The 26714-nt window shown below is 72.1% G+C and carries 22 protein-coding genes; 15 read left to right on the plus strand and 7 right to left on the minus strand.

Going from position 1 to position 26714, the window contains the following annotated elements; all coding sequences use genetic code 11:
* Window positions 1-22 precede the first annotated feature (22 nt).
* On the minus strand, window positions 23-1441 hold the full coding sequence (gene purB / locus J0911_RS10895) for an adenylosuccinate lyase (protein WP_207275523.1): 1419 nt from the start codon (window positions 1439-1441) through the stop codon (window positions 23-25).
* 252 nt (window positions 1442-1693) lie between these two features.
* Here purB and J0911_RS10900 point away from each other — a divergent pair, with 252 nt between their 5' ends.
* A complete protein-coding gene (locus J0911_RS10900; RefSeq protein ID WP_207275489.1) occupies window positions 1694-1903 on the plus strand; it encodes a hypothetical protein in 210 nt (69 codons plus the stop codon).
* Window positions 1900-3705, plus strand: coding sequence for an alpha/beta fold hydrolase (locus J0911_RS10905; RefSeq protein ID WP_207275490.1), 1806 nt, complete (start codon window positions 1900-1902; stop codon window positions 3703-3705). The genes J0911_RS10900 and J0911_RS10905 overlap by 4 nt, the downstream gene beginning before the upstream one ends.
* A 63-nt stretch (window positions 3706-3768) precedes the next feature.
* Here J0911_RS10905 and J0911_RS10910 read toward each other — a convergent pair whose 3' ends face one another.
* On the minus strand, window positions 3769-4167 hold the full coding sequence (locus J0911_RS10910; protein ID WP_207275491.1) for a phage holin family protein: 399 nt from the start codon (window positions 4165-4167) through the stop codon (window positions 3769-3771).
* Between the two features lie 93 nt (window positions 4168-4260).
* Between J0911_RS10910 and hisC the strand changes: the two genes are divergently transcribed.
* The 4 genes from hisC to J0911_RS10930 all read left to right on the plus strand — a co-directional run bounded on the left by hisC (window position 4261) and on the right by J0911_RS10930 (window position 9432).
* Window positions 4261-5346: a histidinol-phosphate transaminase gene (gene hisC / locus J0911_RS10915; RefSeq protein WP_207275492.1), complete on the plus strand. Its 1086-nt coding sequence runs from the start codon at window positions 4261-4263 to the stop codon at window positions 5344-5346.
* Window positions 5347-5629: 283 nt separating this feature from the next.
* On the plus strand, window positions 5630-6829 hold the full coding sequence (pdhA, locus tag J0911_RS10920) for a pyruvate dehydrogenase (acetyl-transferring) E1 component subunit alpha (RefSeq protein ID WP_307865025.1): 1200 nt from the start codon (window positions 5630-5632) through the stop codon (window positions 6827-6829).
* A complete protein-coding gene (locus tag J0911_RS10925; RefSeq protein WP_207275493.1) occupies window positions 6826-7857 on the plus strand; it encodes an alpha-ketoacid dehydrogenase subunit beta in 1032 nt (343 codons plus the stop codon). The genes pdhA and J0911_RS10925 overlap by 4 nt, the downstream gene beginning before the upstream one ends.
* A 12-nt stretch (window positions 7858-7869) precedes the next feature.
* Window positions 7870-9432 (plus strand): dihydrolipoamide acetyltransferase family protein, encoded by a 1563-nt coding sequence (locus J0911_RS10930; protein WP_207275494.1) that lies wholly within the window; start codon window positions 7870-7872, stop codon window positions 9430-9432.
* A gap of 183 nt (window positions 9433-9615) precedes the next feature.
* Here J0911_RS10930 and J0911_RS10935 read toward each other — a convergent pair whose 3' ends face one another.
* Both J0911_RS10935 and J0911_RS10940 read right to left on the minus strand, forming a co-directional pair.
* Window positions 9616-9897: a WhiB family transcriptional regulator gene (locus J0911_RS10935; RefSeq protein ID WP_207275495.1), complete on the minus strand. Its 282-nt coding sequence runs from the start codon at window positions 9895-9897 to the stop codon at window positions 9616-9618.
* Between the two features lie 103 nt (window positions 9898-10000).
* Window positions 10001-12037: a bifunctional copper resistance protein CopD/cytochrome c oxidase assembly protein gene (locus tag J0911_RS10940; RefSeq protein ID WP_307865026.1), complete on the minus strand. Its 2037-nt coding sequence runs from the start codon at window positions 12035-12037 to the stop codon at window positions 10001-10003.
* A 306-nt stretch (window positions 12038-12343) separates the two neighbouring features.
* On the opposite strand from J0911_RS10940, the gene J0911_RS10945 reads away from it, so the two are divergent.
* The 6 genes from J0911_RS10945 (at window position 12344) to J0911_RS10970 (ending at window position 19839) form a co-directional block, all read left to right on the plus strand.
* Window positions 12344-13513 carry a TIGR03364 family FAD-dependent oxidoreductase gene (locus J0911_RS10945; RefSeq protein ID WP_307865027.1) on the plus strand — a complete coding sequence of 390 codons (1170 nt, stop codon included), beginning with the start codon at window positions 12344-12346 and terminating at the stop codon, window positions 13511-13513.
* 94 nt (window positions 13514-13607) lie between these two features.
* Window positions 13608-14534: a phosphate/phosphite/phosphonate ABC transporter substrate-binding protein gene (gene phnD, locus J0911_RS10950; RefSeq protein ID WP_207275496.1), complete on the plus strand. Its 927-nt coding sequence runs from the start codon at window positions 13608-13610 to the stop codon at window positions 14532-14534.
* Between the two features lie 159 nt (window positions 14535-14693).
* Window positions 14694-15836 (plus strand): chymotrypsin family serine protease, encoded by a 1143-nt coding sequence (locus J0911_RS10955; RefSeq protein ID WP_207275497.1) that lies wholly within the window; start codon window positions 14694-14696, stop codon window positions 15834-15836.
* 92 nt (window positions 15837-15928) lie between these two features.
* The gene (locus J0911_RS10960) at window positions 15929-16270 is read left to right on the plus strand and encodes a hypothetical protein (RefSeq protein WP_207275498.1); all 342 of its coding nucleotides are present in this window, start codon (window positions 15929-15931) and stop codon (window positions 16268-16270) included.
* A 10-nt stretch (window positions 16271-16280) separates the two neighbouring features.
* Entirely contained in the window at window positions 16281-18296 is a 2016-nt protein-coding gene (locus J0911_RS10965; RefSeq protein WP_207275499.1) for an NHL domain-containing thioredoxin family protein, read from the plus strand.
* 385 nt (window positions 18297-18681) lie between these two features.
* On the plus strand, window positions 18682-19839 hold the full coding sequence (locus tag J0911_RS10970; RefSeq protein ID WP_207275500.1) for a magnesium and cobalt transport protein CorA: 1158 nt from the start codon (window positions 18682-18684) through the stop codon (window positions 19837-19839).
* A gap of 25 nt (window positions 19840-19864) precedes the next feature.
* Here J0911_RS10970 and J0911_RS10975 read toward each other — a convergent pair whose 3' ends face one another.
* Together J0911_RS10975 and ptsP are read right to left on the minus strand one after the other, a co-directional pair.
* The gene (locus tag J0911_RS10975) at window positions 19865-20731 is read right to left on the minus strand and encodes a sugar phosphate isomerase/epimerase family protein (RefSeq protein WP_207275501.1); all 867 of its coding nucleotides are present in this window, start codon (window positions 20729-20731) and stop codon (window positions 19865-19867) included.
* A 75-nt stretch (window positions 20732-20806) separates the two neighbouring features.
* A complete protein-coding gene (ptsP, locus tag J0911_RS10980; RefSeq protein ID WP_242636582.1) occupies window positions 20807-22537 on the minus strand; it encodes a phosphoenolpyruvate--protein phosphotransferase in 1731 nt (576 codons plus the stop codon).
* A gap of 93 nt (window positions 22538-22630) precedes the next feature.
* On the opposite strand from ptsP, the gene J0911_RS10985 reads away from it, so the two are divergent.
* Window positions 22631-23104, plus strand: a complete 474-nt coding sequence (locus tag J0911_RS10985; RefSeq protein WP_207275502.1) for a PTS sugar transporter subunit IIA — start codon at window positions 22631-22633, stop codon at window positions 23102-23104.
* Window positions 23105-23178: 74 nt separating this feature from the next.
* Here J0911_RS10985 and J0911_RS10990 read toward each other — a convergent pair whose 3' ends face one another.
* The gene (locus tag J0911_RS10990; protein ID WP_207275503.1) at window positions 23179-23790 is read right to left on the minus strand and encodes a TetR/AcrR family transcriptional regulator; all 612 of its coding nucleotides are present in this window, start codon (window positions 23788-23790) and stop codon (window positions 23179-23181) included.
* A gap of 242 nt (window positions 23791-24032) precedes the next feature.
* Here J0911_RS10990 and J0911_RS10995 point away from each other — a divergent pair, with 242 nt between their 5' ends.
* The gene (locus tag J0911_RS10995) at window positions 24033-25040 is read left to right on the plus strand and encodes a hypothetical protein (protein WP_242636583.1); all 1008 of its coding nucleotides are present in this window, start codon (window positions 24033-24035) and stop codon (window positions 25038-25040) included.
* 572 nt (window positions 25041-25612) lie between these two features.
* The gene (locus J0911_RS11000; protein WP_207275504.1) at window positions 25613-26647 is read left to right on the plus strand and encodes a pirin family protein; all 1035 of its coding nucleotides are present in this window, start codon (window positions 25613-25615) and stop codon (window positions 26645-26647) included.
* The last annotated feature ends 67 nt before the right edge of the window (window positions 26648-26714 follow it).

Raw genomic sequence — 26714 nt, forward strand, 5'->3', positions numbered from 1 at the left:
GCCGGCAGCCGACGAGCCCGCGTCAGTCCAGGTAGTCGTCCACCAGCTGCTCGGCCAGGCCCGTGTATGCCGCAGGGCTGAGCGCCGTCAGCCGTGCCGCGACGTCGTCGGGCAGTCCGAGCCCGGCCACGAACTCGCGCATCCGCTTCTCATCCACTCGCTGCCCGCGAGTGAGGTCCTTGAGCCGCTCGTACGGGTTGTCCATGCCGGGAATCCCCGCCACCGCGGCCGCCCGCATCGCGGACTGCACCGGCTCACCGAGGACCTCCCAGTTCTCGTCGAGGTCCTCGGCCATCAGCGGTGCGTTCACCGCGAGTGCCCTCAGTCCGCGTGAGACGTTGTCGATCGCGAGCAGGCTGTGCCCGAACGCCGGACCGATGTTGCGCTGCGTGGTCGAGTCGGTGAGGTCACGCTGCAGGCGGGACGTGACGAGCGTGGCCGACAGCGTGTCCAACAGGGCGCACGAGATCTCGAGGTTCGCCTCGGCGTTCTCGAACCGGATCGGGTTCACCTTGTGCGGCATCGTGGAGGACCCGGTCGCGCCCGCGACCGGGATCTGCGTGAAGAACCCCAGCGAGATGTACGTCCACACGTCGGTCGCCAGGTTGTGCAGGATCCGGTTGAACCGCGCGACGTCGGCGTACACCTCGGCCTGCCAGTCGTGCGACTCGATCTGGGTGGTCAACGGATTCCACGTCAGCCCCAGCCCTTCGACGAACGCCCGCGACAACGCCGGCCAGTCCGTACCCGGGACCGCGACGGAATGGGCCCCGAAGGTCCCTGTCGCACCGTTGATCTTGCCGAGGAACTCCGCGCCTTCGATCCGGCGAAGCTGACGCCGCAGCCGGTGCGCCAGGACCGCGAGTTCCTTGCCCATCGTGGTCGGCGTCGCGGGCTGGCCGTGCGTGCGGCTCAGCATCGGCACCGCCTTGTGCTCGCGTGCCATCTCGGCCACCTGGTCCACGAGCCGGGAGGCTGCAGGGAGCCACACGTCCCGTACCGCCCCGGCCACCATCAGCGCGTAGGACAGGTTGTTGATGTCCTCGCTCGTGCACGCGAAGTGGACGAGCTCGGAAGCAGCGGGCAGATTCGTCGCGCTGAGGCGCTCGGGAGCTGCCGCGAGGCGGCGTTTGACGAAGTACTCGACTGCCTTCACGTCGTGCACCGTCGTCTGCTCGATCTCCTTGAGCTCGGCGATCTCCTCCGCGCCGAACGTGGCCGGGACGGCCCGCAGGTAGGACACCTCCTCGTCCGTCAGCCGCGGCGCCCCCGGCACGACCGGCCCGCCGATCTCGCCGGCACCGTTGCACAGCGCGATCAGCCACTCCACCTCGACCACCAGGCGCTCACGGTTCAGGGCCGCCTCGCTCAGGTGGTCCACGAGCGGCGCGACCGTGGACCGGTACCGTCCGTCGAGCGGGCCCAGGGCGATCGGCGGCATCACCTCGGCGAGGCTGACGCGGGCCGGGACGGACGTGTTCACGATGGTCTCTGGCACGAGCACCAGTTTCCCATGGGACGTCCGCCCGTGACCGCGAGTCCCGCCACGATGCGCCTCGGCCGGAACGACGCCGACCACAACGCCGCGTCTCGCGCAGTTCTCGACAGGCGGCGACTTCGACCCCGCGGCGACGAGCAGCGAGTGCCTACCGTCGTTCCAGCGCGGGGACCGAGGGGGATCGAAGGAGGACACATGGACGGAGGCGAGCCACTCATGGCGCTGACGGCCGCACGCCGGCTCGTCGAAGTCGCCGTGGACCAGGCGGCCGCGGCCCAGCGAGTGGAATGGGAGTCGCCGGCGGCGACACGGTTCCGCGTGGAGGCCGCACAGCAGACCCACGCGCTCGTGGGCCAGCTGGATCTCCTCGACGAGGCAGTACGACTCCTCCGAGGGTTGTCGTGAGCCGCGCCTTCGCACCGCTGAGGGCAGATACGGAAGTTCCGCGCGATCCGGCCGACACCCTTGTCGTCATCGGTGGCACGGGCCTCGCGTCGATCGATGCGGCAGGGGTTCGGATCGCGGCCGCGCGGCTCGCCGACGCACGTGACGGCTTGCGGCAGGCAGCCGGGCTCGCAGGTGCCGCCTGGGGGGAGGTGGCGGCGGGAGCGACGATCCTCGCGCCGGACGGATTCGGGCCGGCAGGGACTGCCGACGGCGGGCGTGCCGCTTCGGGGCCGACGGTATGGACCGGCGTGTCCTGGCACGCGGCGCCGGGGCGCGGGGCCGGGACCGCGCCGGGGCCCGTGCCAGGTGTGGAACCCTTCGCGACAGCGGCGCGGAGGACTGCCTGCGAGGCGATCGAGGCCGTGACCTCCGGGCTGGGGGTCCGTGCCGATGCCCTCGATCGGCTGGCCCGGCGGCTGCTACGTGCCGCCGGCCTCTACGAGGAGGCGGAAGGACTGGTCGAACGTCTCATCGGCGGGCTGGTCACGGCCGAGGGGTTCGTCATCGGTGCGGCTATCGGCGTCGCACCGGTGCTGGACGTCCTCGGCGGGGCGTACCGCGCGGCGGGTGTCCTGGGCGCGGCGGGCGTCCCGGGTGGGGTGGGCGTCGGCACGGGCGGTGGGCCGGCGGGCACCGGCCGGTCCTCACCGGGCGAGTCGGTGGACGGGCGGAGAGCACGGGCGGGCGAGCGCGAGGACGCCGGCCACGGCCGGACCGCAGGGGGGTTCGGCGGTGATGTGGTGCGCGGTGTCGCGCGCTGGACGGACGAACTGGCGTACGGCTTCGCGCACGGCCTCGCACGGTCTGCTGGGGAGCGGCCGGGAGTTCCGGGAGCCGCGGCGGCCCTGGCCGGTGCCACGCGCACCGCACCGGGCCCCGCCGTGGGCGACGGGGTGCGGCTCGAGCGCGTGGGCGCGGCAGGCTTCGCCGTCGCCCCACCTGCCTGGCGCGACGCCGGAGCCGGGACGATCGACGAGGCACTGGGACGGGTTGACGACCTGTATCCGCGCAGCGGCGCCCCGGAGGGCACGGTGGCGGTGCAGCGGGTCAGCGGCCCGGGCGGTGTCACGACGTGGACGGTACTGGTGCCGGGCACCCAGTCGGTTCTCCCGGCCGCACACCCGTGGGACGGGCTCACCGACCTGGAACTCGTGGCGGAGCACCCGGACCAGGTGACTCAGGCAGTGGAGGAAGCGATGTCCGAAGCCGGTATCGGTCCGGACGAGCCGGTGGTCCTGGTGGGACACAGCCTGGGCGGGATCGCCGTCACGGCCTTGGCCGGCCGGCCCGCCTTCGTGGATCGGTACCGGATCGGCGGGGTGGTCACGGCCGGAGCGCCCGTCGCGACGTTCCGGACCGCTCCCGGTGTGCCGGTGCTGCACCTGGAAACCGCCGAGGAGGTCGTCTCGAACGTGGACGGACGGTCGAGCACGGAGAACCCGCGCACGCCGGATCGTGTCACCGTCGGCCGTACCCTTTCCGACTCCCCGGCGGCGGAGGACCGGACGGCCTCGGGTGACACCTCGGGGGCGCACTCGATCCGGACGCACGCCCGCACGCTGGCACTCGCACGTGAGTCCGGTGACGTGCGGGTGGCCGGTGTCGTCGACCGGATCGAGCCGTTCCTGCGCGGCGACGTCGCCGAGACGGCCTTCTACCGCGCCGAGAGGACCACTCCGACGGGTCCGGAACCCGCTCCGTCACCAGGTCCGCCGGCCCAGCCGTCGTCCTGTCCGACGGGTTCGTCGCCGGCCTCGTGATCGTGGCGTCCGGCGGGCTGACCGCCCGCCACGATCGCCGGGCCGGCGATCCGGCGGAAGAGGTCAGTCGCGGCGCCTCGCCGGGTCGGGCAGGATCGCCATGACGATCATCTGAGCCAGAGCGATCACGAGTGCCGCGATCACGTACCACCAGAACCCGCCGGTGACCTCCAGCCCGTAGCTGTCGAACAATCCCGTGACCAGGGTGGTGATCCACAGCATCAGGGCGTTGATCAGCAGCGAGATCAGGCCGAGGGTGAGCAGGTACAGCGGCAGGGCCAGCAGGTTGACGAGCGGTTTGATGATCGCGTGCACCAGGCCGTAGACCACGGCGATCACGATGAGCGAGAGGAGGTACGGCCCCGTCCCCTCGGGAGAGACGACCTCGACGTGGTCGCCGAACAGCACCGTCGTCAGCCATATCGCGAACGCGGTGACCAGGATGCGTAGCAGGAGCCTCATGAGGTCGAACCTACTCGTGGTGACCGGCCGTTCGCAGGAAATCCGCTCCGGGGCGGCGCTCTCGTGCACGCCGCACGTGGCATCCTGATTCGCGTGAACACCACCCCCGAGAACACCACGGTTCCCCTGCGCGCCGCCGTCGCCGCGCTGCCGGCCTACGTCCCGGGTGCCCGTGTGGCGCCGGGATCCGGTGCGTGGAAGTTGTCGTCCAACGAGAACCCGTACCCGCCGCTGGAGTCGGTGCGCGAGGTGATCGCCGGCGCGGCCGCCGAGGTCAACCGCTACCCGGACATGTACGCCACGGACCTCGTCGGAGCGATCGCGGAGCACGTCGGCCTCGCGCCCGCGAACGTCGTCGTCGGGACGGGCTCGGTCTCCGTGCTCGGCCACGTGCTGCAGTCGGTCGTCGAGCCGGGTGACGAGGTCGTGTACGCGTGGCGGTCCTTCGAGGCGTACCCGATCTACGCGGCGATCGCCGGCGCGACCTCGGTCACGGTGCCGGTCACGGCCGACGGTCGGCACGATCTGACCGCCATGGCCGCTGCCGTCACCCCCCGCACCAAGGTCGTCCTGGTGTGTACCCCCAACAATCCGACCGGCCCGGCCGTCCGCTCGGGTGAACTGGCCGCACTCCTCGCCGCGGTCCCGCGCGAGGTGCTGGTCGTGATCGACGAGGCCTACCTCGAGTTCGTGCGCGACCCGGAGGTGCCGGACGCCGTGACCCTGCTGCGCGAGCACCCGAACGTCGTCGTGCTCCGCACGTTCTCGAAGGCGTACGGACTGGCGGGCCTGCGTGTCGGCTACGCGCTGGCGCCGACCGCCCTCGCGACCGGTATCCGCTCGGCGTCCACGCCGTTCGGCGTCTCCGGGATCGCGCAGCAGGCGGCGCTCGCGTCCCTGGCCCCGACCGCGCAGGCGGAGCTCATGGAGCGGGTCGACAGGCTCGTCGCCGAGCGCACCCGTGTCGTGGACGCCCTGCGTGAGCAGGGCTGGGACCTGCCCGAGACCCAGGCGAACTTCGTCTGGTTCGGCCTGGGGGACGCCACGACGGACCGAGCCAGGCAGGCGACGGAGGCCGGCATCCTCGTGCGGCCGTTCGCCGGCGACGGTATCCGTGTCTCGATCGGGGAGTCCGAGGCCAATGACGCCTTCCTGAAGCTCGCCGCCACCTGGCGCTGACCGGCGCCGGCGAGGAACACCGACCTCGGGCGACAGCCCGAAGATCTTTCGGCGGGAGGCCGCTTCACTTTCCTTTGGGGGCGGAGGGTGACAGGCTGAACGGGAAAGATGCCATCTCCCGGCGACACCGTCGTCGCCAGCAGGGCCGAGTCGTTTGGGGGAACCCTCCAAACCGGCGACTCAAGCCTTGGCTGACACGGCGGCTGCCGGACACGGTGGGCCCTAACCTACGCTTGCGTAGGCTACGTGAACGTAGGTTACGGCCCGCAGCGAAGGAGAGATCGTGAACAGCGACATTGGCGAGGACAAGGTCCCGCTCTTGCAGCTCCTCACACCCGAGGGCGCACGAGTCACCGGCCGCGGCAACTCCGCGTACCGGAAGCGGATCGCAGGCCTCAAGCCCGAGCAGCTGCGTGGGATGTATCGCGACATGGTGCTGACGCGCCGGTTCGACGACGAAGCGACATCCCTGCAACGGCAGGGAGAGCTGGGCCTCTACGCCCCGTCACGCGGCCAGGAGGCCGCCCAGGTGGGGAACGCGTACGCACTGGCCCCGCAGGACTTCGTCTTCCCGTCCTACCGGGAACACGGAGTTCTGCAGGTCCGAGGTGTGGATCCGGTGGACCGGCTCGAGTTCTACCGGGGCACCGACCACGGAGGCTGGAACCCGCTCGAGTACAACGCGCAGGTGTACACCGTCGTCATCGGCTCACAGGCCCTGCACGCCGTGGGCTACGCGATGGGCGTCCAGCGTGACGGCCTGGTCGGGACCGGCGACCCGGCCAAGGACACCGCCGTCGTCACCTACTTCGGCGACGGCGCCACCTCCCAGGGAGACGTCAACGAGGGCCTGGTCTTCGCGGCCGTGAACCAGGCGCCCGTGGTGTTCTACTGCCAGAACAACCAGTGGGCCATCTCGGAACCGACCACCAAGCAGACCCGCACGCCGCTCTACAAGCGCGGCGAAGGCTTCGGCATCCCGAGTCTCCGTGTCGACGGCAACGACGTGCTCGCCTGCTACGCGGCCACCCAGGAGGCGCTCGACCGCGCCCGTTCCGGCGGCGGCCCCACCTTCATCGAGGCGTTCACCTACCGCATGGGCGCGCACACCACGTCGGACGACCCCACCCGCTACCGCACCACCGAGCAGGAGGAGGTCTGGCGCAGACGCGACCCGATCGACCGTCTCCGCATCCTCCTGGAGAACGAGGACGCGATCGACGCGCGGTTCGAGGCCGAGCTCCAGGCGGAGGCCGACGCCCTCGGCGAGCGGCTTCGCGACCGCACCCGCAAGCTGGAACCCGCCACCAAGACCGAGATGTTCGAGACCGTGTACGCCACCGAGCACTCGGTCGTCTCCGAGGACCGCGCGTGGTTCGAGGCCTACGAGGCCGGAGAACCGGCCGACGCCACCTACGCGACGGCACCGCAGACCGCCGTCGTCCCGCAGACCGCCGCCGTGCAGCAGGGAGGGACCCGATGACCGCCACGATGGAGCGCCCCATGACCGACCCTGCCACGGCACGGGCCACCGAGACCCTGACCCTCGCCAAGGCCATCAACGAGGGCTTGCGAGCCGCCATGCGCGACGACGACAAGGTCGTGCTCATGGGCGAGGACATCGGGCCTCTCGGCGGCGTCTTCCGGGTCACCGACGGCCTGCAGGCGGAGTTCGGCGAGCGGCGCGTGGTGGACACCCCGCTCGCCGAGTCCGGCATCCTCGGCACCGCGGTCGGCATGGCCATGCGCGGCTACCGCCCCGTCTGCGAGATCCAGTTCGACGGGTTCGTCTTCCCCGCCTACGACCAGATCACCACCCAGCTCGCCAAGATGTACAACCGCACCCGTGGCAAGGTGCAGGTGCCCGTCGTCGTGCGGATCCCCTACGGCGGCGGCATCGGCGCGGTCGAGCACCACAGCGAGAGCCCCGAGGTCCTGTTCACGCACACCGCCGGCCTCCGCGTCGCCACGCCGGCCACCCCGCAGGACGCCTACACGATGATCCAGGAGGCCGTCGCCTGCCCGGACCCGGTCGTGTTCTTCGAGCCCAAGGGACGTTACTGGTCGAAGGGCGACGTCGACCTCGGAGCCCCTGTCGGATCCGACACGCTCAACACGGCACGCGTCGCGCGGCCCGGCACCGACGTCACCCTCGTCGCCTACGGCCCGACGGTGGCCACGGCGATGAAGTCGGCCGAGGCGCTCGCGTCGGAAGGCCGTTCCGCGGAGGTGATCGACCTGCGGACCCTGTCACCGGTCGACACGGGGACCCTCGTGGAGAGCGTGCGCAAGACGGGGCGCTGCGTCGTGATCCACGAGGCGCCCGTCTTCTACGGGGTGGGTGCGGAGATCGCCGCCCGGGTCACGGAGGAGTGCTTCTACGCTCTGGAGGCACCGGTGCTGCGCGTGGGCGGCTTCCACATGCAGTACCCGATCGCCAAGCTGGAGCACGACTACCTGCCGAGCGTCGATCGCATCCTCGACGCCGTCGACCGCGCCTTCGCGCACTGAACCGGAGGGACCGTGGCAAACCAGAGTTTCCCCCTGCCCGACGTCGGGGAGGGGCTGACCGAGGCCGAGATCGTCGAGTGGCGGGTCAAACCCGGCGACCCGGTGCAGGTGAATCAGACGATCGTCGAGATCGAGACGGCGAAGTCGCTCGTCGAACTGCCCTCCCCGTGGAGCGGCACGGTCGCGGGGCTGCTCGTGGAGCCGGGTACGACGGTGGAGGTCGGCACGCCGATCATCGAGATCGCGGTGGGCGGGGCCGCGCCGGGCGACACGGCGGACGGTTCCGGTCGGCCGGAGTCCTCGGATGGCGCGACGACGGCGGGCTCCGTCCCCGCCGAGCCGACGTCGTCCGGTCCGGCCGACTCGGAGGCATCCGGGTCCGTGCTCGTCGGGTACGGGACCCAGGAGGCGAAGGCGAGCGGTCGCCGCCGCCGGTATCACGGCGGCGCCGCTCCGGCGTCACCGGCCGCTCCGGCGTCACCGGCCGCTCCGGCGTCACCGGCCGCTCCGGCGTCACGGGCTGCCGCGCCCGCTCCCGCACCTGTCGCCGCCGCACCCGCACCGGCCAAGCCGGCACCCGCACCGGCGAAGCCGGTTCCAGCACCGGCCGTGACCTCACCCGCACCGGCCACGGGCGTGGTCAGCGTCCCGACGTCGGACACGAGAACGCGCGTCCTGGCCAAGCCTCCGGTGCGAAAGCTCGCCAAGGACCTGGGTATCGACCTGGCGGGCGTCCAGGCCTCGGGACCGGGGGGGATCGTCACGCGAGAGGACGTCCTCGCACACCAGGCGGCGGCGCAGCCACGGTCGCTCGCGACGTACGCGGGCGACACGGAGCCGTGGCTCGAGTCCGGCGCGGTGAGCGGTGACGGACGGGAGACGCGCGTCCCCGTGAAGTCGGTACGGAAGCGCACCGCCGAGGCCATGGTGGCCAGCGCGTTCACCGCGCCGCACGTGACCGTGTTCCACACGGTGGACGTGACGCGCACGATGGAGCTCGTCGAGACCCTGAAGAAGGACCGCGACTTCTCGGACGTCAAGGTGACACCACTGCTCATCGCCGCGAAGGCGGTGCTGCTGGCGATCCGGCGGCATCCGCAGATCAACGCGAGCTGGGACGAGTCGGCGCAGGAGATCGTCTACAAGCACTACGCGAACCTGGGGATCGCCGCGGCGACCCCCCGCGGCCTCGTGGTGCCGAACATCAAGGACGCGCACCGGCTCGACCTGCTGGGACTCGCCAACGCGATCGCCGACCTGACGGGTACTGCCCGGGAGGGCCGGACACCGCCGTCGGACATGACGGGCGGGACGTTCACGATCACGAACGTGGGCGTGTTCGGCATCGACTCCGGGACCCCGATCCTGAACCCGGGTGAGGCGGGGATCCTGGCGTTCGGGGCGATCCGGCAGCAGCCATGGGTGCACGACGGCGAGCTCGCCGTGCGCTGGGTGACGCAGCTCGCGCTGAGCATCGACCACCGCCTGGTGGACGGCGAGCTGGGGGCCCGGTTCCTGGCGGACGTCGCCGCCGTCCTGCAGGACCCGTCCCGTGGACTGGTCTGGGGCCGGTAGCACCATGCCGTGACGCACCGGCCGGGGTGGTGGGCAACAGTCGCCCACCGTCCCGGCCGGTACGCGTCTCCGGACGCCCGGTGGCGTCCTTCGCCCGGGCACGCCGTCCATGGCGGCCGAACGGACCGCCGGGCGCCGGGACGAGCGGCTGGGGTGTGTCGTCCCGGCGTCGGCGGACGGGGGTCAGGCCGCGAATTCCTTCAGGCGCGGGCGTCCGCGGCGGTTCTTGCGCCGGCGGATGATGCCGTCGACGACGATCTGTCCGCCCCACACGCCCCACGGCTCCCGGCGGGAGATGGCTCCCTCGAGACACTTCTGGGCGAGCGGGCATGTCAGGCACTGCCGCTTGGCGGACTCGAGCTCGGTGGGGTGCTCGGAGAACCACAGGTCGGGCTCATCCGCGCAAGGCACGTCGGTGCTGGCGAACTCCAGAACATCAGCGGCGCTGGGGGTGGTCGCGATCATGTTCACACTAGGTAGAACGTGCCCGGCTGAGAAAAGGATGGGGGGCCGCCGAGAAAATCTGAAAGAAGTCGCCCTCGGCGGAGAACCTCCTGGTGGAAGGCGCTCAGCTCGACCGCTTCGACCGCTCGGCCCGGCGCGCCAGCATCGCGTTGTACGCCTCGAGCTCCGCGTCGCCGTCGCGTTCCGCGGCACGGTCGCTGCGGCGCGCCTCCCGCGCGTCGGAGCGCGACCACTGCACGGCCACGCCCACGGCGAGCAGGAGGGTGGGCAGCTCGCCGATCCCCCAGGCGATCGCCCCGCCGAGCTGCTGGTCCTCGATGGCGGAGGGACCCCACTCCCGTCCCATGAGACCGAACCACTCCGGCACGAGAAGCGACGTGCCGCTCGTCAGAGCCACGCCGAAGAACGCGTGGAAGGCCATCGTGGCGAACAACAGCACCAGGCGCATCGGATACGTGGGCCGGCTCGGTCCGGGGTCGATGCCGATCAGCGCGTTCGCGAAGAGATACCCGACGAGGGTGAAGTGGACGAACATCCACACGTGGCCCAGGTAGGTGGTGAGGGCCCACTCGAAGAGCGGGGTGAAGTAGAACAGGATCATCCCGCCGGCGAACAGGACCGCCGCCACGATCGGATGCGCGAGGAAGGTGCCGTACCGGGAGTGCACCAGGAACAGCACCCACTCCCGCGGTCCGCGTGACCCGTCCCTGCGTGCGGGCACGGCCCGCAGCAGCAGGGTGACCGGCGCCGACAGCACCAGGAACAGCGGCACGACCATCGCCAGCACCATGTGCTGCACCATGTGCCCGCTGAACAGCACGTGACCGTAGGCGGCGGCTCCGCCGCTGGTGACCCAGAACAGCGCGAGCATGCCGCAGCACCACGACACGGCGCGCAGCACGGGCCAGCGGTCACCGCGCCTGCGCAGGCGCCGGTACCAGCTCAGGTAGACCACGACGCCCGCCGCGCAGCCGTAGGCGAACAGCGCGTCCCACTGGAACTCGGTGAGCCAGCGCACGAACGTGGGCTCCGGCGGCAGCGGATGGCCGGTGACCAGCTCTGCCGGCGTGGGGTCGGCGATGGGTTCGTCGGGGACAGGTGGCGCGGTCGAGCCGAGAGCCACGGCGACGCCGGACACCGCCCCCATCGCGAGGAGCTCGACCGCGGCGAGACGCCAGAAGAGGCCGGCGGCACGCCGCGATCCGCCGTCGAGCCGTTGCACTCCTTCCAGATGCCGCACCACGTTGCGCCGGTGCAGCCAACCTGCTCCGCCGAGGGCTGCCAGCAGGAGGACCTTCGTGATGAGCAGTGCGCCGTAGTCGGTCTCGAGCGCGCTCAGGGAGCCGAGCCGGATCCACGAGCTGACCAGACCGCTCACGGCGACGGCGACGAAGCACCAGCCCGCGATCGCGGAGTACCGCCGCACGGTCGCGGCTCGCGTGGTGGCCCGGTGCCCGAGCAGGGCGATCCCGGCGAGACCGCCGAGCCAGATCGCCGCCCCGACCAGGTGGAGGAACATGGCGGACACCGCGAGGTCGTGACTCGCGGCCCCGGAGGCGTGACCGGTCGAGGCCTGCAGCCCCAGGGCCCCCAGTACCAGGACGATGGCGACCGCGGCGCCGGTCGGCCCCCGCACGAGCAGCGCCGTCGTCGATGTCACGGCCGCGAGCAGCGCTGCCCCGAGCAGGGCCCGGCCCACCTCACCGTCGGTCAGGTAGGACCACAGCGCCGTGCCGAACGCCGGATCGTCCATGGGAAGGAACGTGGCCCACGACGTACCGAGCACCAGCGCGGTCAGGGCGGCGACGGTCCACACCCCGGCGGACAGGCCCGCGACGGAGAGCGCACGCCGCCCGTCCCTCCCGGCCGGCAGCACGAAGGCCGCGAGCACGAGGGAGCCCAGCGTGACGGCGGCGGCCAGGTTCGACGCGGTGCGAGCCACGGGAGTACCCCAGCGCGCCAGGAGACCAGGATCGGCGAACTGCTGGAAGGCGGCGAACGCGCCGGAGAACGACCCGGCGGCGATCAGGGCGACGAGCGCCACGACCACGCCGGCCGCCACGGCGGCGGGCAGCCACCGCGGGCGCGCGAGGAGCGATGCGGTCTGGCTCGTTGTCCGTGCGTCCTGCCGGTTGGTCACCGGCCAAGGCTACGACGCCCGGGAAGGGCTCCGTCCAGGCCCGTGGTTTGGGGGTGGACACCACGGAACGTGGGCGTCGTCCCGGACGGGCCCGACGGCGTGCAGGAGGGCGCGGTGGAGAAGGCACCCCGGCCGGGTCCGGGAGAGCCAGCGTGCGGTCCGACACTCCGGAAGGTGACGTGCCGGTGAACGGCAGATGGTCGCCGCATGGCGTCCCAGGAACTCGCGATGAATACTGCGCGAAAGTGTTTTGCCAGGACACCGCGGGTCTTGAGCCGTATGATCCGCGTCCGGCAACCTCTCGTTGTGAGCCGACGTACCCGTGTTGCCGGTGGAGCCTCGCTGCCCTCGCGCGTCGACCTCGTGATCGTGGGCGCCGGGATCGTCGGCCTCGCGCACGCGGTCGAGGCGGCGTCCCGCGGCTGGTCGGTTCTTGTCGTGGAGCGTGATGCCCGCGCCGTCGGCGCCTCCGTGCGCAACTTCGGTCACATCGGCGTCACGGTGCAGGACGGCCTCGCGCTCTCCTACGCCCTCGCATCCCGGGAACGCTGGCTCCGGCTCGGCAAGGAGGCCGGGTTCCCCGTGCGGGAGACGGGCTCCCTCGTCGTGGCCCGCGCCGCTGACGAACTCGCCGTCCTCGACGACTTCGCCGCCCGCCGCGACGGCGACGCCCAGATCCTCACCCGCAAGGGCGTCGTCGACAGGGTGCCCGTCTCGCCGCGCGGAGTGACCGGCGGTGCCTTCCTTCCGCTGGATCTCCGCGTCGACCAGCGGACCGCCGTCGCCGCCGTCGCGGCATGGCTGAACACCCGCCGCGGGTGCCGCGTCGAGTGGTCGACCTCGGTCGTCGGGCTGGAGCCGGGCAGCGGTGTCACGCTCGTCCGGACGTCCCGCGGCGACGTGGTCGCGCGGCGCGTCGTCTGCGCGGTCGGGCACGACGTCGGACGCCTCTTCCCCGAGGCCGCCCACGACGCGGGCGGCCAGCCCTGCCGTCAGCAGATGCTGCGGGTGGAGCCGGCGCGCTCCGCCCGGCGCACGATCGGCGAGATCGGGCCCGCCGTGCTCACCGGAACGTCCATGCTCCGCCACGCGGGATTCGCCTGGAGCCCGTCCCTGGAGCGCGTCCGTGAACGCCTCGCCGAGACACGGCCGGACCTGCTCGAGGCCGGGGTCAGCCTCATGATCACCCAGCTGCCCGACGGCACGGTCACCCTCGGCGAGACGCGCTCCTACGGGTTCGCCGCCGACCCGTTCCGGTCGGAGGCCCTCGACGACCTCCTTCTCGCGGAGGGCGCCTCCCTGCTCGGTGTCCCGCTGCGGGCCGTGGAACGCTGGGAAGCCACCTACGTCTCCGCCCCGCAGCCCTTCCTCGTCGCCGAGCCGATGCCCGGCGTCACAGCGGTGTCCGTGACCTCGGGAACCGGCATGGCCTGCGCCTTCGGGCTGGCCGCCAAGGTCGTGGAGGAGGTCGCCTAGCCCGGAGCACGCCGTTCTCACGCACCCGGGGCCGACCGGTCCCGCCATGAGGCCGGACCACACCGGCCCTCACCTCTGCGAGGAGCCCACCCCCATGAAGGCAACCCGCGTCCAGAAGAACCCCTCCCGCACGATCGCCGGACTGCTGCTCGGCGTGCTCACCGCCGCGTCCCTCGGTGCCTGCTCGGCCATCTCACAGGCATCCGACACCACGTGCCCCTCCACCGGAATCCGATTCGGAGCCGACCCGTCCGGCAGCACCGCGGAGCTCGAGGCCGCGTACACGACTCTCGGGCAGGCACTCGCGGAAGAACTCGGCTGCTCCGTCCAGGTGCGGCTCGTCGACGGCTACGCCGCCCAGGCCGACGCCATGGCCGAGGGTGAGCTGGAGATCGCCCAGTTCTCCGCACTCGGATACGCCGTCGCCTCCGAGCGGATGGCGGTCACGCCGGTCGCGACGTTCGGCATGCCCAACGGCAACCTCTCCGGCTACACAGCCGGCATCTGGGTGGCGGCCGACTCCGACATCACGACCCCGGCGCAGCTGCGCGGGCGCACTCTCGCACTCGGCGCGAAGGGAACGACGTCGGGCGACGTCCTTCCCCGCCGGGCGCTCGCGGACGCGAACCTCACCCGTGACGACGTACGGATCTCGTACACAGGCGGGCACGCCGCGGCGCTGGACGCCCTGAGGGACGGCGCGGTGGACGCCGCCGAGGTCGACTCGCGGGCGCTGTCGGCCGCCGTCGCGGAGGGCCGGTTCGACCAGGACGGCTATCGGCAGATCTGGGAGTCGGGGGTGATACCGAACGATCCGATCGTGCTCGCGCCCGGGGTCGACGAGGACCTCGCGGAGGCGATCGGGGACGCGTTGCTGAACGTCCCGCCGGAGGCCGTCGAGCAGGTGGCCGCCGACGTCGGCGTGGACGCGGGCGGCAGGCTGGTCGGCGTGGACGAGAACACCTACGCGGAGGTGGTCGCCCTCGTCGACGCTCTGGCCATCGGCGAGGAGGACCTCTGAGCCTGCCCGGCGCGCGGTCCCGTGCGCGACGACCGGACGCCGGCCGACCACGCATCACGAGGGCACCACTATCCACCTTTCGGGCGAATTTTCACGCCATGCGGCGTGTCGCGGCGACTTGTCCCCCGGAGTGTCGGTCAGTTCAGTAAGGATCGTCCCATGGAGCGTTACGCGGCCCGCAAGATGAAGGAGCAGCTTGCAGACTTCGCGCGCGAGCTCGGCGAACGGTACGGGGCAGGCGTGCTCCCGCGCCCGGCCGCCCGGCCGCGTCCGCAGGCCGTTGCGCCCCTCGGCCGGCGCCCCGGGCGGCCGGGCGGCGATCCGGCCGGTCCCCTCCCGGAGTCCTCGACCTCCGCCGACGACGTCGTCCGTGCGCCGACGATCGCCCTGGGACTCGTGCCCCGGCCCGACGGCGGCTACGGAATCGCCGTGCGCTACCGGCTCGGGCTGCCGCGTGCCCGTGCCGTCGTTCGCAAGGTCGCCGACGAGGTCGGCCCGGACGCCGACGTCCGCCGCACCGGCCGCATCCGCCCGCTCGGTGAGCTCGGGCCCCGCCGGCTGGCGCCGACGTCCCAGGCCCAGGGTGAGACGAACCATGTGCGGCCGCTGCGCCCCGGTGTCTCGATCGGGCACGTGGGGGTGACCGCGGGGACGCTCGGGGCGTTCGTGCGGCGGCCCGATGCGCCGGGCGAGATCTACGCCCTGTCCAACTACCACGTCCTGGCGGGCAGCCCTCAGGCGAATCCCGGCGACGTGGTGCTCCAGCCCGGGCCCGCCGACGGCGGCCTGCTGCCGGGGGACCGGGTCGGCGAACTGACCAGGGTCGCCACTCTCGTCGCGGGTGAGGTGTGCGCCACGGACGCCGCGATCGCACGGCTGGACAGCTCGGAGGTGGACCACACCTACCCGGTCGGCCGGGTCGCCCGGATCGCACGCCCCGTCGGTGGTGAGTCGGTCGAGAAGGTCGGCCGTACGACGGCGGTCACGCGGGGCAGGGTCACCGCGATCGAGCTGGACGACGTCATCGTGGGGTACGAGGACCTCGGCGCGCTGAGCTTCGACGACCAGGTGGAGATCGAGGGGAACGGTGTCGCCTTCTCCCGCGGCGGCGACTCCGGGGCGCTCGTCTACCGTGAGGACGGCACGGCGATCGGCCTCCTCTTCGCGGGATCGGAGAGCGGCGGTCAGGGTGGTAAGGGACTCACCTACGCCAACCCGATCGACGTCGTCCTGGAGACGATGGAGGTCGAGCTCGCCGCCACCGAGAGGTCGTCGGACGGCCGGGGAGCGTCCGGAATGTGATTTTCGCCACTCTGGAGAACCGTCGACGTGCCCTGGCGGCGCCTGAACAACAGGCGCACAATGGTGGGTCAGGAAGATGGAGGTGAGCGTCGATGGCAACCTTGGACGAGGCGCGCGCGGCGAAGACGGGACTGCGTGCCGCAGTCTCCGGGATCGGCGGCGTGGTCGGTATCGGTGTCGCTCCCGAGTTCAGCGGTCCGATCGAGTCCGAACGGCCCGCACCTGGCGTCACGCTCCAGCGGGTGCCCGCCCCCGGGGCAGGACGCGTCAACGTCCTCGCACAGCAGGTCGCGGTCGACGACCTCCCTGGCTCGGACGGCGGCTGGGTGCTCCAGGTCAACGTGGTCGACCCAGCCGTGGTGGACAAGATTCCCGAGGAGATCGGCGACGTCTCCGTGCGCGTGCGCGTCGTGGGAGCCGTCCGCGCCGGGTGACAATGGCCCGGTGAGCACCACCCCGACCCGCCTGCCCCGTGTCCGCGCCTCCGAGCTCGTCGGCCGCGGCTGGTTGAACACCGGCGGGCGTGACGTCACCCTCGCCGGCCTGCGGGGCAAGATCGTCATCCTCGACTTCTGGACGTTCTGCTGCATCAACTGCCTCCACGTCCTGGACGAGCTGCGCGAGCTCGAGGCCGCCCACCGCGACGAACTCGTGATCGTGGGCGTGCACTCACCCAAGTTCGAGCACGAAGCCGACCCCGATGCGCTCGCGGCCGCGGTCGAGCGGTACGACGTGCACCACCCCGTGCTCGACGACCCGGACCTGGTCACCTGGCGTGCGTACACCGCACGGGCCTGGCCGACCCTCGTGGTCGTCGATCCCGAGGGATACGTCGTCGCGCAGATGGCGGGGGAGGGACACGCGTCGGCCATCGCCGCGCTGGTCGCCGAGCTGATCGAGGAGCACGACGCCAAGGGCACGCTGCACCGCGGCGACGGGCCGTACGTCCCGCCGCAGCCGGCGTCCGGTACGCTCCGCTTCCCGGCGAAGGCGATCGCGCTGCCGTCGGGCAACCTTCTCGTGGCCGACGCCGGCCACCACTCCCTCGCGGAACTCGCGCCCGACGGCGAGACGCTGGTCCGCCGCATCGGCTCGGGCGCCCGCGGCCTGCTCGACGGCGGCCCCGGCGAGGCGCGCTTCAGCGAGCCGGGCGGGCTGTGCCTGGTCCCGGAGCCGATGCGGGCGACGCTCGGCTACGACGTCGTCGTCGCGGACACCGTCAACCACGCCTTGCGCGGAGTCAGGCTGTCCGACGGCGACGTCACGACCCTCGCGGGGACGGGACGCCAGTTCATGGTGGGCGGCCAGGAGAACGTCGCCGGGCGGACCGGCGGGTTCGACGCCGCCGCGCTCCACGACGCGCGGTCCGTGAACCTGTCGTCGCCCTGGGACGTCGTCTGGTCGGCGGAGCTCGGCGCCTTCGTCGTGGCGATGGCGGGGAACCACACGCTGTGGGCGTTCGAGCCGGCGCTCCTCCGCCCGTCCGTGAGGCTCCTGGCGGGCACCATGAACGAGGGGCTGGAGGACGGCCCGGGTGCGGGCGCCTGGTTCGCCCAGCCCTCCGGTCTGGCCCCGTCCGCCGACGGCGCGCTGTGGCTCGTCGACTCCGAGACCTCCGCCCTGCGCGAGGTGGTTCCCGTCGATACCGGCGTCGAGCTCGAGACCGCCGTCGGACAGGGCCTGTTCGACTTCGGGCACCGGGACGGAGCCGCCGGTGAGGCGCTCCTCCAGCACCCGCTCGGGGTGGCGGTGCTGCCGGACGGCAGCGTCGTCGTGGCGGACACGTACAACGGCGCGCTCCGTCGGTACGTGCCCCCCGCGACAGCGGCACCGGCGGCCTCCGCCGGGCCGCTCGCCGGAGGCGAGGTGAGCACGCTGGCGACCGGGCTTGCCGAGCCGAGCGACGTCGTCGTCCAGGTGGACGGGCGCGCGTGGACGCCCGGGGATCCGGTGCCGGACGGCGGGGAGATCCATCTGCTGGTGGTGGAGTCGGTCGCGCACCGCCTGACGCGGATCGCCGTGGCCGAGGACCTGGCGGGTGACGTGCTGGATTCCGGCGCGCGCCGTACCCAGCGCCCGGCCACCGACGTGGCCCCGGGCCCGCTACGGCTCGAGGTCCCGTTCGAGCCCGCGCCGGGCCAGAAGCTCGACGACCGCTGGGGGCCGTCCACCGAGCTCCGGGTGAGCGCCACGCCGCCCGAGCTGTTGCGCTCCGGTGCGGGAAAGGGGGCCGACCTGTTCCGAGACCTGGTGATCGACCCCGACGTGCCCGAGGGCGTACTGCACGTGACCGCCAAGGCGGCCTCCTGCGACGTCGTGCCCGTGGGACCGGACGGCGAGCCGGACCCCGGCGCCTTCCCGGCCTGCCATCTCGCGAGCCAGGACTGGGGGATCCCGGTGCGGGTGAGTTCCGGGACCGGTTCCGCCACCGCGGCACTCAGCCTGCCCCTGCGTGGATGACGACCCCGGTGAAGACCTTGTGACGGCAGCCTCGAAAGGTTTCGACCGGAAAGGGTCCGGCGCTAGACTGGCCACGCAGGAATCACCGGCGTGACGGCCTCACATGTGCGGCCCACGCATCGCCAGCGGCCGGCGTGCCGCCCGGACTCGGAGGGGGTGGAGCTCATGACCCGTAGCGAGCCCCCCAGTAGTCCGAGCCGCGGCTGACGGCTCGACCGGCAGAGCCCCGCAGACGACGACGCAGCGAAGCGACGACCGCATCGCTGTGCCGTGCCGTCCACCCCCGAGCCCCAGCCGCGGCAGCTCCGTGCCCTCGTCCGCTCGTGCACCTCCTACGCCCGCCCGACGGCGTGCCGAGGAGGTGGCAACGACCTCGGAGTTACCCATGGCCACCTTCCTGCCCGCACGCCCTGTCCGCTCACGCCCGCTCCTGGACGCGCTGCGCCCCCGGCCCCGCCGCCGGCCCGCCGCACCGTTCACCGCGCCGGAGCCGGGTGCCCTGATGCCGTCCGCGCCGCGCCGGTCGCCCGTCGTCGCCGCCGTGATCTACGACGACGGTGAGCGCACCGCCTCCTTCTCGAAGCTCTCGGACGCCTTCCGCGCGTTGCGCAGCCGCCCCGGAGGCATGGCGTGGATCGGCCTGGAGCGGCCCGACGAGATCGAGCTGAACTCCCTCGCCGAGGAGTTCGACCTGCATCCCCTCGCCGTCGAGGACGCGATCCAGGCGCACCAGCGTCCCAAGATCGAACGGTACGGCGACACGCTCTTCGTCGTGCTGCACGCCGCTCGGTACGACGACGCGGCCGAGCGCGTCGAATTCGGTGAGCTGCACGTGTTCATCGGCCCCGACTTCGTCGTCACCGTGCGGCACGGTGCGTCACCGGATCTCGGTGCCGTCAGGGACCGCCTGGAGAAGGACCGGACCATGCTGGCCCGCGGTCCCGAGGCAGTGCTGTACGCGATCCTCGACGACGTCGTGGACGGGTACGCACCCGTTGTCGCCGGCCTCGAGAACGACATCGACGAGATCGAGTCCGAGGTGTTCGGCGGTGACCCGGAGGTGTCACGGCGCACCTACGAACTCTCGCGCGAGGTCGTCGACTTCCAGCGAGCGGTGCGCCCGGCGCAGAAGATCTGCGCCTCGCTGGCGAAGGGCGCCGAGAAGTACGACGTCCACCTCGAGCTCCAGGCCTACCTGCGCGATGTCGCCGACCACCTGACCGAGGCGGCGGACCGCATCGACTCCTACCGTGCCGCCCTCCGCGACATCCTCACGGTGAACGCCACCCTCGTCGCGCAGCGGCAGAACGAGGAGATGAAGCACCTGTCCGAGGTCAGTCTTCGGCAGGGCGAAGAGGTCAAGAAGATCTCCGGCTGGGCCGCGATCCTGTTCGCGCCGACGCTGGTGGGCACGGTGTACGGCATGAACTTCGACGTCATGCCGGAACTCGGATGGGCGTGGGGATATCCGGCGGCACTGGTCGCCATGGCCGCGGTGAGCGTGGCGCTCTTCGGCGTGTTCCGCGGGAAGCGCTGGATCTGAGCGTCGGGCTTCCCGCGGGCACCGGTCAGGAACCGCCCGCGGGAACACGCGGTGCGGAGACCCCGGCGCCGGTGCCCAGGTGTGCGCGCGCGTAGGCCAGGGCCTCGGCCAGATCGGCGGTGCGCTCGATCGGGCTGCGGCCGCGCGTCGAGATCTCGAGGCAGACGTCCCCCTGCCAGCCGCGCCGGCTCAGCTCGGCGAGTACCTTGTCGCACTGCATGTTCCCGCGCCCTGGGACGAGGTGCTCGTCGCGGGCACTACCGGTGCCGTCCGCGAGGTGCAGGTGACGCATGCGGTCACCGAAGATCTCGAGCAGTTCCAGCCCGTCCTGCTGGGCGACGCTGGCGTGGGAGAGATCCAGCGTGACGGCGTCGTACCCGTGGTCCGTCGGGTCCCAGCCCGGAAGGTACGCCTGCATCTCACGGCCCCCGCCGCGCCAGGGATACATGTTCTCGACGGCGATCGTCACGCCGGTGGTCTCCGTGAGCGTCGCGACCTGCTCCTCGAACTGCCGGGCGTACTTGAACTGCCAGCGGAAGGGCGGGTGCACCACCACCGTGGCAGCGCCGAGCTCCTGCGCCATCTCCACGGTCCGGTCCAGCTTGGGACCGGGCGCACGGCCCCACACCCGCTGACTCACCAGCAAGGTCGGCGCGTGCAGTGACCGCACGGGCATGCCCGTCTCCGCGGCGTGCCGCGCGAGCGTGAGCGCGTTCCGCGTCGCCTCCTCCGACCAGATCATCACCTCGACGCCGTCGTACCCGGCTTCGGCCGCGGCCTCGAAGGCGTACGGCACCCGCCGCGGGAACACGGATGCGGTGGACAGCGTCACGTGGACACCGGGTCCGGTGGTGTCGGGCGTGATCCTGTCGGATCCGATCGGTTCCTGCATGTCATCCACCTTAAGAGCGGCTCGTAACGAAAACGTGACCTCGGGGTTCACAGAGCATGGCGACCTGCGCCGAGGTCACGGACCACCGCTCCCGAAATCTCGGACGACCTCGCGCGCGGCCCGGGCCGTCGGTTTGTCGAGGGCGCTCGTGGCCAGGTCGCGGCACTCGTCGAGCGTGACCTGGCGCAGTGCGGCGGCCACCGCGGCGAGCGCACGTGGCGTCATCGACAACGACGTCACGCCGAGGCCGACGAGGACCGGCGCGAGCAGCGGGTCCGCGGCGGCCTCGCCGCACACGCCCACCGGACGACCATGCACCGCCCCGCCCTCGCACGCCACCCGGACGAGGTCGAGCACCGCTGGCTGCCACGGCGTGGACAGCGCGGCCACCCCGGCGAGGTCCCGGTCCGCCGCCATCGTGTACTGCGTCAGATCGTTCGTGCCGAGACTCGCGAACGCGGCATCGGCCAGCAGCCACCGGGCCTGGAGGGCCGCCGCCGGAGTCTCGATCATCACACCCGCCGTCGTCAGGCCGTGGGCGGTGCAGGCCGCGACGAACTCACGCGTCTCGTCGGCGGTGGCGACCATCGGCGCCATGACCCAGACCTCCGTGCTCTCGGCGCGCGCCGCGCGCGAGATCGCCTCGAGCTGACGATCCAGCACCTCCGGATGATCGACGGCGGTCCGGATGCCCCGTACCCCGAGAGCGGGGTTGTCCTCGTGGTCCGGGGTGAGGAACCGCAGCGGCTTGTCCGCCCCCGCGTCGAGGGTGCGCACCACGACCCGTCCACCGGAAAACCTTGCCAGGACCGCCCGATAGGCCTCGACCTGCTCGGCGACCGTCGGCTCCGTGCCGCGGCCGAGGAAGCAGAACTCCGTCCGGAACAGGCCCACACCGCGCGCCCCGGCGTTCGCCGCGGCGTCGGCCTCAGCGGGGTCGGCGACATTCGCGACGAGGTCGATGTCATGCCCGTCGCGTGTCGTCGCGGTGCCGTCGAACGCGTCGCGGGCCGAACGCCGACGACGGACGAGAGGGCCGGCGCCGTCGTGTCTCCCGTCGTCGCCGTCCGCCAGTCCCGCCGCCGACAGTTCGGCAGCGCCGGGACCGACGAGGACCAGGCCGTCCGTCCCGTCCACCAGCACCGTCTCGCCCGGTGCGAGATCGGCGGCCTCTCCGAGCGCGACGACGGCCGGGATCCCGAGCGAGCGGGCGATGATCGCCGTGTGCGAGGTGGGTCCGCCCCGCGCCGTGACCACCGCGAGAACCGTCTCCGGGTCCAGCGTCGCGGTGTCGGCCGGCGCCAGGTCGGTGGCCACCAGGACGAACGGATGCCCCGGGTCCGGAACCCCGGGCGGGGGAGCACCGGTCAGGACGGCCACGATGCGGTCACGGACGTCGCGTACGTCGCGGGCGCGCTCCGCCATGGGGCTCCCGAGCGACTCGAGCTGCGTGGCGACCGCGCCGGCGGCGTCCCACACCGCACGCTCCGGCGTGAGGTGATCGGCGCGGACGCGGTGCGCGGCGTCGGCGGCGAGCGTCTGGTCGGCAGCCATCGCGGCGGTGACGGACAGGATGTCGGCGGCGGTACCGGTGGCACGTGCCGCACGCCGGGCGAGGTCCTGCTCGACCCGTTCCGCGGCCTCCCGGACCGCAGAGGCCGCGCGATCCACCGCATCGGGCTCGATCCGGCTGGTCGCCGGCTCCGGCACGCGCGGCGGCATGTGCACCACCGGACCCGCCGACCGGCCAGGACTCGCGGGGACGCCGCTTCGCTTCTCCACGGGCATACCGCTCCCGTTCTGCATGGGTGACTACCTCAGGTGCGCGAGGCACGTTACATGCTCGGGCCCCTGGCTGCCGAGGCCGGTCGTTCCGTGCGTCTCTGTCAGGATGGCGGTATGGCGCTCACCGTGCTGGCCCCCGTCTCCGGAACCGTCGTGGCGATGGCGGACGTGCCCGACCCGGTCTTCGCCGAGGGCATGGTCGGCCCGGGCATCGCCGTCGACCCGATCCTCGACGGTGCGCCGTCGATCGTCGTCGCACCGATCAGCGGAGTCGTCGCCGCGCTGCACCCCCACGCGTTCGTCGTCACCGACGCCGGCCGTCGCGGAGTGCTGGTGCATCTCGGCATCGACACGGTCCAGCTCGGCGGCGAGGGATTCTCCGTCCATGTCAGCACGGGGGACACGGTCCGGGCCGGTGATCACCTGATCACCTGGTCCCCGGCCGACGTCGCCGCCGGGGGACGGTCGCCCCTGGTGCCCGTCGTCGTCCTCGAGACCCCGCCGGACCGGCTCGACACCCTCGCCGCTCCGGGAACCCGCGTCGCGGCGGAGGCCGCGCCGGGCACACCGCTTCTCCGCGTCACCTGACCCTGGCGGGCGGTGGCGCGGCGCGGTGACGCGGGGCGGTGGCGTCGCGGTGACCACGTCGTGCGCGACCGGCGTCAGGCGGGGACGCGTTCCAGGGCGCGCGCACCCACCGCACGCAGCACGAACGTCTCCGTGGCGCGGATGGTGCGCTCGCGGGCCGCCGGCTCGTCCGGGATGAGCCGGCCGGAAAGGCACGCGTTGACCAGGTGCACCGTGGGTTCGACGTCCTGCGGCGGGAAGATCCCCGTGTCGATGCCCTGAGTGATGATGCGGCGCAGGATCGACTCGACGATCTCCGCGTGCTCTCGCAGCCGCGACTGCGTGGCACGCGACAGGACCGTGCGCAGGTCCGGTCCGGGGGCGAGGTGGAAGACGCGCGTGAGCTGGGCCTGCTGGCGGATGTAGGTGCGGAGCTGTTCCACGGGGTGGTCGACGCCGTCGAGCGCGCGTTCCAAAGTCTGCGCGTACTGCTCGGTCTCGTGCGTGATGAAACCCAGCAGCAGGGCTTCCTTGTCGTGGAAGTGGTTGTAGACGGCGGTGCGCCCGACCCCGGCGGCCTCGGCGATGTCGGCGAGGGTGATGGTGTCGAACCCTCGTTCCGCCATCAACGTCGACAGCGCGGTGAACAGCTTCTGCCTCGTCATCTGGCGGTGTTCGTGCAGGCTCTTGCCGATGATCTTGGGCATGATGACATCATAGGGGCTACGCGTCAGTTACAGTGCTCGGTCCCGTCATGCGTGATCGGGTCATGAACGTGGTATCCGCGGCTGTGATCCGGGTCGGACAGGCGCGGAAGCAGGTCCGCGTTGCGCGCCGGAAACATTCGGCTCATCGGCGCGAAATGAAGGGAGACCTTCGTCACGGGCATGTTTCATGTCCGTAACATCCTTGATGTCGGGTCTCGCGACGGCGGCAGTAGTGTTCCGGCATGACGCTTCTTGCAGGGATCATCCCCGCAGAACATGCCGCGGGGCACACGCTCGTCCTCCCGAGTTCCGACGGCCCGGTCGCGGTCAGTCCCATGGCGTCCGCGTGGTTCTCCGACGTCGCCTGGTTGCGAGAACCCTCGCGCACCTCCGGTGCGCGCAAGATGACCGGAGCGCGATTTCGCGGTATTCAGCAGACCGAAGCCGTCACCCCCGGTGTCATGCGTCTGGGCGAGGAACACATCGCGACGGGACCGTTCGTGGTGGAGGGGGACCAGCTCGCCGAGATCCCTGTGAAGGCCGCCAAGGCGGAGGCCTACGTGCTCGCGCGCAGCGACGGGCTGCGCGACGTGCGGGCGGCGGCCCCGACGTCGTACGACGACCGCGACGGCATCGCCCGGTCCTTCCCGCAGGCGCTCCCCCAGGGGGAGGAACTGCGGGTGATCCAGTGGGCCGTCGCGGCGGCGCGCAAGACGGGCGGCGTCCTGCTCGGCGACGGGCACCGGCCCATGGTTCCCGACCCGTCCGCCTCCGTGAACCTCGGGCTGTACAGCGCCCATCCGCTCGCGCCGGGCGACGTCCTGCCGATGCTCCGTGCCTTCATCGCCACCGCCGAGATCGGTGCGGACGAGTCGGCGGCCGACGGCTCGCCGCACTACCGGCTCGTGGGGCCCACCGCCTACGACGGATCGATCGTGGTCGACGTCGAGCGCGTGGACCGGGTGCCGCGCGCCCTCGGGGCGCTCGACTGGCGGGCCTACGGGCCGTTCGCCTATCGCCTGAGCTGGGTGCCGGCGGATCCGTACGAGCTCGAGCTGGAGCAGCCGTCGGGCCTCCATGTCATCGCGCGCGCCAGGATGCGGTCGTCGATCGCGCGTCTCGCGGTAACGCTCCAGAGCCGGATCGCGGGCGTCGTCGTCGACGACGGCGGGTTCGTGGCGACGGTCGAGGAGCTCGAGGCACGCAACGACCCACAAGGGAGCTCGGGAAGCGGTCGCGTCTGGGTGTGACCCCGGAACCCGTGCACAGGCATTGTCCACAGATTTCTTCCACAGGGCTGTGTACAGGCGGCGAATGCGCAGGCTTTCCTGTGGACAGCCTTGTGGACGGAACTGTCGGCAAAAATGTGCGCGAACGACATGCCCTGACCGGTTGCCACCGGGCCGAACGGGAACTAGAAACGTGGCTATCGGTTCGGTGAGTGACGGTCTGATCGGTGCGCTGCAGCAGCACCGAAGGGCCGGCCGCCGGACGCCGGTCGACCGGAGAACGACAGGACGTCTCGTACCGCGGTGCGGGCTGTGGGTGACGACACAGGTGCCTGAACGGACCCGGAAGACCACCCGCGTCCGACACGCCCTGCACCAGGTTCGGCCCGGCGACCCGGGCCAGAGGGGCGTGCCTCCGGAGCCGTGACGTCGACGCGGCGCCTCCGGTCCCCGGGTAAGTCGACCGGAGGTACGCGGTACGCCAGGGCTCCCGGCCTGCCCCGGGAGCCCTGGCGCCCTGGCGGGAGATGTCGCGGGACGAGGTCGGCTCGGCACCGTGCGTGCACCTGGCGCCGCCGCCGTAGGCTCGGTGCATGAGCAACCTGGACACCCGGCCCGCCGAACACGTGTGTTCCTCCGGCTCGGCCGAGGACGGCGTCGAGCTTCTCGGACCTCGCGACGTCCCCTTGGGGGGTCCTCGTGCGATGACGGTGCGGCGCACCATTCCCCAGCGCTCCCGGTCCCTGGTCGGCGCCTGGTGCTTCAGCGACCACTACGGGCCCGACGACGTCTCCGCCTCCGCCGGCATGCAGGTCCCACCCCATCCGCACACCGGCCTGCAGACGGTCTCGTGGCTGTTCGAGGGGGAGATCCTGCACCGTGACTCGGTGGGGTCGCTCCAGACGGTCCGGCCCGGGGAACTCAACCTCATGACGGCCGGCACGGGGATCTCCCACTCCGAGGAGTCGCCGTCCGCGGACCGGCCGCCACGGCTGCACGGGATCCAGCTGTGGACGGCGCTCCCCGGCGACGCGCTCGGCGTCGCCCCGCGGTTCGAGCACCACGGGGACCTTCCGGTCGCCACCGTCGACGGTGGTCGTGTCCAGGTGTTCGTCGGCAGCCTCCGTCTGGCCGGGCACGACCTCACGTCTCCCGCGACGACGTACTCGCCCCTCGTCGGTGCCCAGCTCGACCTGGAGGCAGGTGCGGAACTGCGTCTCGACATCGATCCCGGGTTCGAGCACGGGCTCGTGGTCGATGCCGGAGACGTCCGGCTCGAAGGGGTGACGGTGGCGCCGTCGTCCCTGGCCTACGTGGGCCCGGGGCGGCGGCGACTCGCCGTGACCGCCGGCCCGGACCGCCCCGCGCGGGCGGTGCTCATCGGCGGCGAGCCGTTCACCGAGGACGTGGTCATGTGGTGGAACTTCGTCGGCCGGACACATGACGACGTCGCCCGAGCCCGCGACCAGTGGATGGCGCAGATCGCCGATCTGCCGGACGGTCTCACCGCCTACGCCGACGGTGCCCGTGACGCGCGGTTCGGCCGGGTGGACGGCTACGCCTCGGGGCCGCTCCGGGCGCCGGCGCTGCCGGAGATGCGGCTCAAGCCGCGGACACGTCCGGCCTGATACCGGCACCGATCATGCCGGCTCCGGCGGGGCCGCGCCGTGGTTGGGCCGACGCGGCCCCGCTCGG

The sequence above is a fragment of the Myceligenerans salitolerans genome (assembly GCF_017349295.1).
GTDB classification, from domain to species: Bacteria; Actinomycetota; Actinomycetes; order Actinomycetales; family Cellulomonadaceae; genus Myceligenerans; species Myceligenerans salitolerans.

What these genes read in the sequence shown, in the direction of transcription:
- purB (WP_207275523.1), bottom strand. Translation starts at nt 1,441, where the DNA reads ATGCCGCCGATCGCCCTGGGCCCGCTCGACGGACGGTACCGGTCCACG.
- J0911_RS11000 (WP_207275504.1), top strand. Translation starts at nt 25,613, where the DNA reads ATGAGCAACCTGGACACCCGGCCCGCCGAACACGTGTGTTCCTCCGGC.
- J0911_RS10990 (WP_207275503.1), bottom strand. Translation starts at nt 23,790, where the DNA reads ATGCCCAAGATCATCGGCAAGAGCCTGCACGAACACCGCCAGATGACG.
- J0911_RS10995 (WP_242636583.1), top strand. Translation starts at nt 24,033, where the DNA reads ATGACGCTTCTTGCAGGGATCATCCCCGCAGAACATGCCGCGGGGCAC.
- J0911_RS10970 (WP_207275500.1), top strand. Translation starts at nt 18,682, where the DNA reads ATGGCCACCTTCCTGCCCGCACGCCCTGTCCGCTCACGCCCGCTCCTG.
- J0911_RS10985 (WP_207275502.1), top strand. Translation starts at nt 22,631, where the DNA reads ATGGCGCTCACCGTGCTGGCCCCCGTCTCCGGAACCGTCGTGGCGATG.
- J0911_RS10975 (WP_207275501.1), bottom strand. Translation starts at nt 20,731, where the DNA reads ATGCAGGAACCGATCGGATCCGACAGGATCACGCCCGACACCACCGGA.
- J0911_RS10955 (WP_207275497.1), top strand. Translation starts at nt 14,694, where the DNA reads ATGGAGCGTTACGCGGCCCGCAAGATGAAGGAGCAGCTTGCAGACTTC.
- J0911_RS10910 (WP_207275491.1), bottom strand. Translation starts at nt 4,167, where the DNA reads ATGAGGCTCCTGCTACGCATCCTGGTCACCGCGTTCGCGATATGGCTG.
- J0911_RS10900 (WP_207275489.1), top strand. Translation starts at nt 1,694, where the DNA reads ATGGACGGAGGCGAGCCACTCATGGCGCTGACGGCCGCACGCCGGCTC.
- J0911_RS10960 (WP_207275498.1), top strand. Translation starts at nt 15,929, where the DNA reads ATGGCAACCTTGGACGAGGCGCGCGCGGCGAAGACGGGACTGCGTGCC.
- J0911_RS10925 (WP_207275493.1), top strand. Translation starts at nt 6,826, where the DNA reads ATGACCGCCACGATGGAGCGCCCCATGACCGACCCTGCCACGGCACGG.
- J0911_RS10935 (WP_207275495.1), bottom strand. Translation starts at nt 9,897, where the DNA reads ATGATCGCGACCACCCCCAGCGCCGCTGATGTTCTGGAGTTCGCCAGC.
- phnD (WP_207275496.1), top strand. Translation starts at nt 13,608, where the DNA reads ATGAAGGCAACCCGCGTCCAGAAGAACCCCTCCCGCACGATCGCCGGA.
- ptsP (WP_242636582.1), bottom strand. Translation starts at nt 22,537, where the DNA reads ATGCAGAACGGGAGCGGTATGCCCGTGGAGAAGCGAAGCGGCGTCCCC.